6 protein-coding genes, 1 tRNA gene and 1 rRNA gene are annotated in these 10,317 nt (G+C 63.2%); 6 read left to right on the top strand and 2 right to left on the bottom strand.

The annotated features are described in order from the left end of the window. Positions 1-188 precede the first annotated feature (188 nt). Positions 189-304 (top strand): 5S ribosomal RNA (rrf, locus tag BUC40_RS14000). A 473-nt stretch (positions 305-777) separates the two neighbouring features. Here the strand turns inward: rrf and BUC40_RS13995 are convergent. Then, positions 778-1,608, bottom strand: a complete 831-nt coding sequence (locus tag BUC40_RS13995) for a DUF1206 domain-containing protein (RefSeq protein WP_073266703.1) — start codon at positions 1,606-1,608, stop codon at positions 778-780. Between the two features lie 433 nt (positions 1,609-2,041). Continuing rightward, positions 2,042-2,118: transfer RNA gene (locus BUC40_RS13990), tRNA-Arg, on the bottom strand. A gap of 348 nt (positions 2,119-2,466) precedes the next feature. Between BUC40_RS13990 and gabD the strand changes: the two genes are divergently transcribed. The 5 genes from gabD to BUC40_RS13965 all read left to right on the top strand — a co-directional run bounded on the left by gabD (position 2,467) and on the right by BUC40_RS13965 (position 10,265). Continuing rightward, a complete protein-coding gene (gene gabD / locus BUC40_RS13985; RefSeq protein ID WP_073266700.1) occupies positions 2,467-3,915 on the top strand; it encodes an NADP-dependent succinate-semialdehyde dehydrogenase in 1,449 nt (482 codons plus the stop codon). A gap of 257 nt (positions 3,916-4,172) precedes the next feature. Then, positions 4,173-5,453, top strand: a complete 1,281-nt coding sequence (gene gabT / locus BUC40_RS13980) for a 4-aminobutyrate--2-oxoglutarate transaminase (protein ID WP_073266697.1) — start codon at positions 4,173-4,175, stop codon at positions 5,451-5,453. A gap of 295 nt (positions 5,454-5,748) precedes the next feature. Next, the gene (locus tag BUC40_RS13975; protein ID WP_073266695.1) at positions 5,749-6,825 is read left to right on the top strand and encodes an FAD-dependent oxidoreductase; all 1,077 of its coding nucleotides are present in this window, start codon (positions 5,749-5,751) and stop codon (positions 6,823-6,825) included. 184 nt (positions 6,826-7,009) lie between these two features. Then, a complete protein-coding gene (locus BUC40_RS13970) occupies positions 7,010-8,575 on the top strand; it encodes a methyl-accepting chemotaxis protein (RefSeq protein ID WP_073266693.1) in 1,566 nt (521 codons plus the stop codon). Between the two features lie 325 nt (positions 8,576-8,900). Then, the gene (locus tag BUC40_RS13965) at positions 8,901-10,265 is read left to right on the top strand and encodes a glutamine synthetase family protein (protein WP_073266691.1); all 1,365 of its coding nucleotides are present in this window, start codon (positions 8,901-8,903) and stop codon (positions 10,263-10,265) included. Positions 10,266-10,317 lie beyond the last annotated feature (52 nt).

Below are 10,317 nucleotides of genomic sequence, written 5' to 3'. Positions count from 1 at the left end.
GTTGTGAGGCGTTGAGCTAACCAGTACTAATTGCCCGTGAGGCTTGACCATATAACACCCAAACAATTTGGCTGTTAGACGGTAGAAGTCGACAGTAATGCCGAAAATTTGCGAGAACACGTAATACCAACTGACATCACATACCCAATTCGCTGCAGCGGCTAAACCCCGAAGCAGCAACCAGTTTGCTTGACGACCATAGAGCGTTGGAACCACCTGATCCCATCCCGAACTCAGTAGTGAAACGATGCATCGCCGATGGTAGTGTGGAGTTTCTCCATGTGAGAGTAGGTCATCGTCAAGCTTCTACTAGAAACCCCAGATCTCAATAGAGATCTGGGGTTTCGTCTTTTAGGGGCCGCGGAAAACCACGGCAGAGACTCAGTGGCTTTGTCGGCTCTGCGCAGTACTTCTGCCAGCAGCGGTCGTTGGTGATCGAGCATTGCACGTTTTTGTACTTACGCAGTGGCTGATGGAGCGCAGAGCAATACTGGGTTCCGCGATCAGAGTGGTAGGCGAGCGCTCGTTTGCTCCTCTGTGTTCTCGGCCGCTGCGCAAAGGCGGGGCGCCCGGTAAAGGTCTGCAAGTCCTTATGAACGTCGTGGCTGATGATCCTTCTTGACTAAGCTCCGGCACCAAAGGGTCACTGCGAACCGGCAGGCGTGTTTCCACCACCTTCAGCCTTCAACAAACGTCAGAAGGTGTAGGTCTTATTCAGGGCACGACACTGTTGAATGAAAGCCTCCCTCTCGACGGGGCTTTTATGCTGGCGGGATATCAGTCAAAGACCGCCGCCGTGTCGATACGCCGCCAGATCGCTTCGGAAAAACTATACAGCGCAAAGGCGATCAGTCCTACAGCAATCAGTCCCAGCCAGAAGGCGCCGAAGGGTAGTGACTGCAGTGCATTCAGGGCGTCCTCGAGGCCTGGTGGCGAAGTGGGTTGGTAGCGATTACCCCCACTGAAGAGCATGCCGGACACCACCAGAAACGAGACGCCTCGCGCTATCAGGCCCACCTTCGAGATGGGGGTTACCCAGCGCATGACCTCGTCCGAGGCCGAGAAGTACTTTTCGAACTTGGCTTTCCAGCCCTTGATGATATGGGCGATACCGACGCCCAGAGGCACCAGCGCCACCAGGTAAACCAGATAGTTCGAATACTTCCAGCCCAGGATGCCGGAGAGAAAGTCATCGCCGCCATCGCCTCCCCCCGACGACTCGCCGAGCGAGCTTCCCAGCAGACCGAGCGTGAACAGGGTAAGTAGACTGTAACTGATGGCACCTCCGACAAGGCCAGCGCGGGCGGCTAGCCCCTTGGCATCGGTCCCGTGATCTTCCGGGTCGGTGATGGCCTGAGTCATCCGCCAGGCTGCGTAGGCGACAAGCCCCACCACCATCACCCACAGCAGCGTTTCGCCGAATGGTTGCCCTAGCAGCTGCGAGATGGCGCCTTTGGTGCCGACAGCTTCACCGCTCCCTCTAGCGGCGAGCAGCGCGAAAGTACCGATAATTAGATACACCACTCCGCGTGCCGCATAGCCAGTCCGAGCGAGCCAGACGATACCTTGCGAGAGTTCGCCTTTGGCGTGAATGGCTGGGTTGTACATGGTAAGCATCCTGAGTGGGTGAAGGAGATATCGATGCAGTTGACACCCACTGATGGATCGCGGTTTCGATTGATTGATCGCAGGCTTTCAGGAAGGGCGAGCTCGAAGCGGCGGCAGGATTTCCTCGAACTTTCGTCATCAGATGCGCTTGAGCTCTGTCGTTACGCGACTGCCATGCAAGTACGTCTTCTGACAAAGCAGGCGTGCTTATTCGTCTCGGCCAAAGAGTGGCGAGTTAGGCTGGTAAGGCTTTATGTTCTTGCAGAAGCGCCGCATGGACGCGGTGGTGCAGGGCTACTAACAAGCTAAGGCAGCGCCTCATTAACGCTTCAACTCACAGGGGAGTAAGCGTCAGAAACAACAAAGCCCGCGCATGGCGGGCTTTGTTGGGTATTCCATGTGCATCCGTAATGGATGAATGTAACCAGCAATCTGGCGCACCAGGCGGGATTCGAACCCACGACCCCTGCCTTCGGAGGGCAGTACTCTATCCAGCTGAGCTACTGGTGCGTTGCGGAGCGCAATCATACGCATGTCGCTGGCGTGCGTCCATGCTACTGACAAGGCCGTTTTGGAGATTACGAGGGGCCGACTTCGGCTATAAAGTAAGGCTGCTTTGCCACCAGTGATCGGGCGGATTGTTAATTTTCTCGAACGCCCTATTGCCCTTTACACGGGCTGATCTTAGGATCTGTTTGATATTTCAAACGTCAGTGTTTGCCAAGCTGAACTCCCGGTTGCACACTCCGTTCGAACTGGCAGGTAGCTGCTAGCCTGTCGCTCTACCCATACCTGGGTTCGCTCCCAGCTTCTTTCGTCATCTCCTGGCGCCGTGGTGCCGGGATAGAGGAGATCGCCATGCAACTGAAAGACGCGCAACTGTTCCGCCAGCAAGCTTTCGTCAACGGCGCCTGGGCTGATGCCGACAGCGGCCAGACCATCAAGGTGACCAACCCGGCCACGGGCGACGTGATCGGCAGCGTGCCGAAGATGGGTGCTGCCGAGACTCGCCGCGCAATCGAAGCTGCTGACAAGGCGCTGCCGGCCTGGCGTGCACTGACCGCCAAAGAGCGTTCCGCCAAGTTGCGCCGCTGGTACGAGCTGATGCTGGAGAACCAGGACGACCTGGCTCGCCTGATGACCATCGAGCAGGGTAAGCCATTGGCCGAAGCCAAGGGCGAGATCGCCTACGCGGCCTCCTTTATCGAGTGGTTCGCCGAAGAAGCCAAGCGCATCTATGGCGACACCATTCCGGGCCACCAGGCCGACAAGCGCCTGATCGTCATCAAGCAGCCGATCGGCGTTACCGCGGCCATCACCCCGTGGAACTTCCCGGCGGCGATGATCACCCGCAAGGCCGGTCCGGCCCTGGCTGCCGGTTGCACCATGGTGCTCAAGCCGGCCTCGCAAACCCCGTACTCCGCCCTGGCCCTGGCCGAGCTGGCCACCCGTGCCGGTATCCCGGCTGGCGTGTTCAGCGTGGTGACCGGTAGCGCTGGCGACATCGGCAGCGAGCTGACTGGCAACCCGATCGTGCGCAAGCTGTCGTTCACCGGCTCCACCGAGATCGGTCGCCAGCTGATGGCCGAATGCGCCCAGGACATCAAGAAGGTGTCCCTGGAACTGGGCGGCAACGCGCCCTTCATCGTGTTCGACGACGCTGACTTGGACAAGGCCATCGAAGGCGCGATCATCTCCAAGTACCGCAACAACGGGCAGACCTGCGTGTGCGCCAACCGCATCTACGTGCAGGATGGCGTCTACGATGCCTTCGCCGAGAAGCTCAAGGTTGCGGTCGAGAAACTGAAGATCGGCAACGGTCTGGAAGAGGGCACCACGACCGGCCCGCTGATCGACGAGAAGGCCGTGGCCAAGGTCAAGGAGCACATCCAGGACGCTGTTTCCAAAGGCGCCAAGATCCTCACCGGTGGCAAGGCCCATGCCCTCGGCGGTACCTTCTTCGAGCCGACCATCCTGGCCGACGTGCCGAAGGATGCGCTGGTCTCCAAGGACGAAACCTTCGGCCCGCTGGCGCCGCTGTTCCGTTTCAAGGACGAAGCCGAAGTGATCGCCATGGCCAACGACACAGAGTTCGGTCTGGCTTCCTACTTCTACGCCCGTGACCTCTCCCGCGTGTTCCGCGTGGCCGAGGCCCTGGAATACGGTATGGTCGGCATCAACACCGGACTGATCTCCAACGAAGTGGCGCCGTTCGGCGGCATCAAGGCCTCCGGCCTGGGCCGTGAAGGCTCCAAGTACGGCATCGAGGATTATCTGGAAATCAAGTACCTCTGCCTGAGCATCTAGGTAGTCGCTACTGCGCTTCGGTGATGCTGCGTTGGCGGGGCCGGGAAAAATGCTCATTGGCAACAGCCAACTCCGCTTTTTCCCGGCCCCGCCGCCTTGCCTGACCTTCGCTCGCTACGCTCCGATAGTACGTGAAAGTAAAAATAGTCCCTGTGATCGGGGCGAGTGTTGCAGTCGATCATCGTATGCTGCGACGGCGCTGACCCGGTCATTTCATCCTTGAACCACACCGACGATGAGCGGTGAATGAGGAAGCCATGAGCAAGACCAACGAATCCCTGCTGCAACGCCGCCAAGCCGCCGTACCGCGTGGCGTCGGTCAGATCCACCCGATCGTAGCCGAGCGCGCCGAGAACGCCACCGTGTGGGACGTCGAAGGCCGTGAGTACATCGACTTCGCCGGCGGCATCGCCGTACTGAACACCGGCCACCTGCACCCGAAAGTGGTTGCCGCCGTTCAGGAGCAACTGACCAAGCTGACCCACACCTGCTTCCAGGTGCTGGCCTACGAGCCCTACATCGAGCTGTGCGAAGAAATCGCCAAGCGCGTACCGGGCGACTTCGCCAAGAAGACACTGCTGGTCACCTCGGGCTCCGAAGCCGTCGAGAACGCCGTGAAGATCGCCCGTGCCGCTACCGGCCGTGCTGGCGTGATCGCCTTTACCGGCGCCTACCACGGCCGCACCATGATGACCCTGTCGCTGACCGGCAAGGTCGCGCCGTACTCCGCCGGCATGGGCCTGATGCCTGCCGGTGTGTACCGCGCCATCGCGCCGTGCGAGCTGCATGGTGTCAGCGAAGACGAATCCATCGCCAGCATCGAGCGTATCTTCAAGAACGATGCTCAGCCTCAGGACATCGCCGCGATCATCATCGAGCCGGTGCAGGGCGAAGGCGGCTTCTACGTCAACTCGCCAGCTTTCATGCAACGCCTGCGCGCCCTGTGCGACCAGCACGGCATTCTGCTGATCGCTGACGAAGTGCAGACCGGCGCTGGCCGTACCGGCACCTTCTTCGCCACCGAGCAATTGGGCGTCGTGCCAGACCTGACCACCTTCGCCAAATCCGTCGGCGGCGGCTTCCCGATCTCCGGCGTCAGCGGCAAGGCTGAGATCATGGACAAGATCGCGCCCGGCGGCCTGGGCGGCACCTATGCCGGTAGCCCGATCGCCTGCGCCGCGGCCCTGGCCGTGCTCAAGGTGTTCGACGAAGAGAAGCTGCTGGATCGCTCCAACGCCGTCGGCGAGAAGCTCAAAGCTGGCCTGAACAAGATCGCCGAGAAGCACAAGGTGATCGGTGACGTGCGCGGCCTGGGTTCGATGATCGCCATCGAGCTGTTCGAGGGCGGCGACCACAGCAAACCGGCTGCCGAGCTGACTGGCAAGATCGTCGCCAAGGCGCGCGAGAAGGGCCTGATCCTGCTGTCGTGCGGCACCTACTACAACGTGGTGCGCTTCCTGATGCCGGTCACCATTCCGGACGCTCAGCTGGAAAAAGGCATCGCCATCGTGGCCGAGTGCTTCGACGAACTGGCGTAAGCCACGCCGTTGAAAAGGACCCGCTTCGGCGGGTCTTTTTTTGCCTGCCGTTCGGCCTCTGTGTCGCCGCGCCCGAGCGGCTGAGGCGAGTAGCGCGATGAGCAATAACCGCAGAAAAAATGTGCCGAAAGCCTGCCTCAAGCGTCTCTTCTCTTGCTCGAAACGGCTTGCCGCCGCCGTGCTCAGGAAACCCTGGCGTTGACGGGATCATTGCGCGCAGGTTTCGGTCAAAGCTCGCGGTGCACGGCCAAAGCGGCTGCACGTTGCTCCCGGATTTTCAAGGATATAGGTGTAGATGACTGACTACGATCTGTTGCTGGTAGGCGCAGGCCCGGCCCATCTCGGGGTTCTGCGGCGCTGGGCGCTGATCGAGCGGCCGGCGGGTCGTATCGCTCTGGTGGCAAGTGCCGAGCACACCTGGCACGCCGGCATGCTGCCGGGGCTGGTTGGCGGTCGTTATTCACCTGACGATTGTCAGATCGGCCTGAACGACCTATGCCTGGCGGCGAAGGTCGAGCTGATCGTCGCACCCGTGGCCGGGCTGGACGCCGCGACACGTCAGCTGACGTTGGAAGACGGCCGCGTATTGCAGGGCAACTGGCTGTCGCTCAATGTCGGTGACCGGGTCGCCTGCCCACCACGCGAGGGTGAGGGAATGGACGTGCTGGCGGTGAAGCCCATGGATCACTTCATCACCGGCTGGCAGGCCTGGCAGCGCGACCCGCAACCGCTGGCGATTCTCGGCGGCGGCGTGGCGGGCGTGGAGATGGCCCTGGCGCTTGCCGATCAGGTGCCACAACTTGCGCTGTTCTGCGGGGAGCCGCTGCTGGCGGGGCACTGTGCCGGGTTGCGCATGCGCGCCTGGGGCCACCTGCGCATGCGCCGCGTGCAGGTGCGCGAGCACTGCCCAATCAGCCGCATCGACGGCAACTGCCTGATCAGCGGTGAGGCATCCGTGTGGCATGGCAGCCGCCTGCTGCTGGCCAGCGGTGCCCAGGCGCTGCCGTGGATCGAGTCCAGCGGCCTGAGCTGCGATGGCGATGGTTTCGTTCACACCGCGCCAACGCTGCAAAGCCATTCCCACCCGCAGGTTTTCGCCGTTGGCGATTGCGCCAATCTGCCTGGCGTGCGCAAGAGCGGGTTGTATTCGATGCGCCAGGTACCGGTGCTCGCCGCCAACCTGGCAGCCGCCTTGCGTGGCGGCACGCTGCGCGACTACAAGGCGCATGGTCAGCGCCCGCTGCTGCTGGCCAGTGGTGATGGTGGTGCCCTGCTTGGCTGGCGCCAGTGGAGCGCCGGCGGGCAGCTGTACGGGCGCTGCAAGGATTATTTCGACCGCTCGTTCGTCAAACGCCATCGTCTCGAACGCTGAGCGCATCCGCCGCTCTGCTACCAAAGTTCCATAGCTCTCGGTGTGCTGGGGTGATCAACTGACCTGATTGGCTTCTCGACTACAGATTTTCTCCGCCCGGTCGATGTGCTGACGATAGGTACCGCGTTGTGCCGGCAGCGCCTGTCGGTCGTATCACCACACAATAAGAACAATGAGGTCCGCCATGGACGCTGGAATTACCCGTCATTGGCTCGCGCTGGCCCTGCATGTGCTCGGTCTGCTCGCATTGCTGGTGGTGTGGCAGCAGGTGCATCTGCCCATCTATCTCGGCGTCATCGCGTTGCTGTCTTTGGCACTGTGGCCTTGGCTTGGGCCTTGGCGACATCAGGCACCGGCGGTTGCCGATTCCTCGCCAACAGCCTCGCTGGATCAGCTGAGCCAGAGCCTGTCGCAGCACACCTGCCATAACGCACTGTCCGCCGCCCAGGTGGCCTTCACCGTGCAGCAGCTGGCGGGCAGGTTGCAGTCGCAGCTGGCGGCGGTCGAGCAGATCAGCGAAGGCGCCCAGGCCGTCACGTGCACCGAGCAGAGCAACGCCGAGCGCGCCGGCCAGACCCTCGGTGCCGCACAGACCGTGCGCGCCAGCAGCGCCAGCGGCCAGATTGAGTTGCAGCAGGCTATCGGCCGCATGCAGCAGCTCAGTGCCCAGGCCGCTGCCAGCCGCGAGTTGATCGACGGCCTTGGCGCGCGAACCGAGCAGATCGAACAGGTCACCCAGGTGATCCAGTCCATCGCCAGCCAGACCAACCTGCTGGCGCTCAACGCGGCCATCGAGGCCGCGCGCGCCGGCGAGCAGGGGCGTGGCTTCGCGGTGGTCGCCGACGAGGTGCGCAGCCTGGCCGGACGAACCGCCAGCGCCACCGGCGAGGTGGGGCAGATGGTCGCCGATATTCGCCAGCAGAGCGCCGCGGTGGTCAGCCATATCCAACGCCAGGCCGAGGAGCTGGAAGCGGCCGCCCGGCAGATCGAGTTCACCGGCGAGCAACTGCGTGGCATCGCCGACCTGGCCGCCGATGTGGATACCCAGGTGGCGCAGATAAGCGCCGGCACGGCGAGCAACCACGAACACCTGGCCGAGTTGCTGGTGGCCGTCGAGCAACTACGTGGTGACGTGCGCAGCAGCGAAGACCAGACCCGCCAGCTGGGCAAGGCCGCCGAGCAACTGGTTGGTCAGGCGGAAAGCGTCAGCGAGCAGCTGGCCAGCGTCGGCTTCGACGACTATCACCAACGCATCTACGACCTCGCGCTGGAAGGCGCAGCGGCGATTGCCGCGCAATTCGAGGCCGACATCCAGGCCGGGCGCATCAGCCTGGCGGACCTGTTCGACCGCCAGTACCAGCCAATCCCGAACAGCTTCCCGGCCAAGTTCCGCACGCGCTTCGACAGCTACGCCGACGGCGTGCTGCCGGCCATCCAGGAGCCGCTGCTCAAGCGCCATGAAGGCCTGGTGTTCGCCATCGCCACCACGCCGGAAGGCTACGTGCCGACCCATAACCAGGCGTTCAACCATCCGCCCACCGGCGACCGTGCCGTGGACACCGTGAAGAGCCGCAGCAAGCGGATGTTCAACGACCGCACCGGCATTCGCTGCGGCAGCCACAAGCAACGGGTGTTGCTGCAGACCTACATGCGTGATACCGGCGAACTGATGCACGACCTGTCGGTACCGATCCATGTGCAGGGCAAGCATTGGGGCGGTTTGCGCCTGGGTTACAAGCCGGAGCCGTGACCGCTATTGTTTAGCCGCTGGTTATCTGAAGATGCGCCATTAACGATTTAACCTGACTGTCGCCCCGTGCGAGCCTCGCGGGCATGTCTATTCCGGTTTGCCGTTCTGCCCGCCCTGTCACCCTGCCGGCCCTGCGCTCGCGGGGGCGGGTGCCTGAAGCCACGGCGCTGCCGCAGATCCTCGCCTTTTGGGCGCTCTGGCATTGCCGCCATGCCCGCCCGCCGGATGCACTTCTCACCCGTTGATGCACGTGGCTGCCCTGCAGCCGTCTAGCCAATCCGGGTCGCCGTAACGGCCGCCCGTGGCCTTGTGAGAAGCCGACATCATGCCATTCGCCCCCCTGCAGGACGCCGAGGATTTCCTCGCGCGCCACCCCGATATCGAACTGATCGAGCTGTTCATCCTCGACGTCAATGGCGTGCCGCGCGGCAAGCTGCTGCACCGCGAGGAACTGCTGGCGCTGTACCAGAGCGGCCGACCGCTGCCGAGCACCATGCTCGGTTTGTCCATCCAGGGCGAAGACGTCGAGGACACCGGCCTGGTCTGGGAGGTGGGCGATATCGACTGCCGTGCCTACCCGCTGGCCGGCAGCCTGGTGCGTCTGCCCTGGCGGCAGATTCCCACCGCGGCCGTGCAGGTGTCGATGCACCCGACTGAGGGAATGCCAGCTACGCCCGCCGATCCGCGGCAGTTGCTGGTGCGGGTGATCGAGCAGCTCGAGGCGGACGGCTATCACCCGGTGATGGCCTGCGAGCTGGAGTTCTACCTGCTCGACCAGAAACGCGATGCCCACGGGCGCCCGCAACCAGCGCTGGACGCCGACGGCGGCCGCCCCCGGCAGACTCAGGTCTATGGCCTGCGCGAGCTGGAGCAGATCGAGCCGTTTCTCAAGGACCTCTATGCCGCCTGCAAGGCCCAGGGCATTCCCGCGCGCACGGCGATTTCCGAGTACGCCCCCGGCCAGGTGGAAATCACCCTGGAGCACGGCCCGGCGCTGGCGGCGATGGACCAGGCGGTGCGCTACAAGCGCCTGGTCAAGGGCGTGGCCCATGCCCACGGCATGCAGGCCTGCTTCATGGCCAAGCCCTTCGATCACCTGGCCGGCACCGGCATGCACATGCACGTCAGCCTGGCCGACGGGCAAGGTGACAACCTGTTCGCCAGCCCGGAGCCTGCCGGCACGCCGCTGCTGCGCCAGGCAGTCGGCGGCATGCTCGCCAGCCTGCTCGATTCGCTGTTGCTGTTCTGCCCCAACGCCAATTCCTACCGACGCTTCCAGGCCAACAGCTATGCGCCGCTGGCGCCCACCTGGGGCGTGGACAATCGCACCGTCAGCCTGCGCGTGCCCGGCGGCCCGTCGGCTACCCGGCACATCGAACACCGCATCTGCGGCGCCGATGCCAACCCCTATCTCGCCGCGGCGGCGATGCTCGCCGGGATTCACCGGGGCATCCGTGAGGGCCTAGACCCCGGCGCACCGGTGGAGGGCAACGGCTATGCCCAGGCCACTGAGCACCTGCCCACCCAGTGGTCGGCGGCGATCCATGCACTTGAGCATTCCGAGTGGGCCCGCGAGGCCTTTGGCGAGGCGTTTCTCAAGGTGTATCTGGCGATCAAGCACGCTGAACACCGCCAGTTCATGGGCGAGGTCGGCGAGCAGGACTGGCGCTGGTACCTGAGCAACGCCTGATGGCCGCCATTTGAAAGGATCGCGGCTGAAGCCGCTCCCACGGGTTCTGCAT

Source organism: Phytopseudomonas punonensis (assembly GCF_900142655.1).
Lineage (GTDB): Bacteria > Pseudomonadota > Gammaproteobacteria > Pseudomonadales > Pseudomonadaceae > Aquipseudomonas > Aquipseudomonas punonensis.
This window is presented reverse-complemented; position numbering and strand designations above follow the sequence as displayed.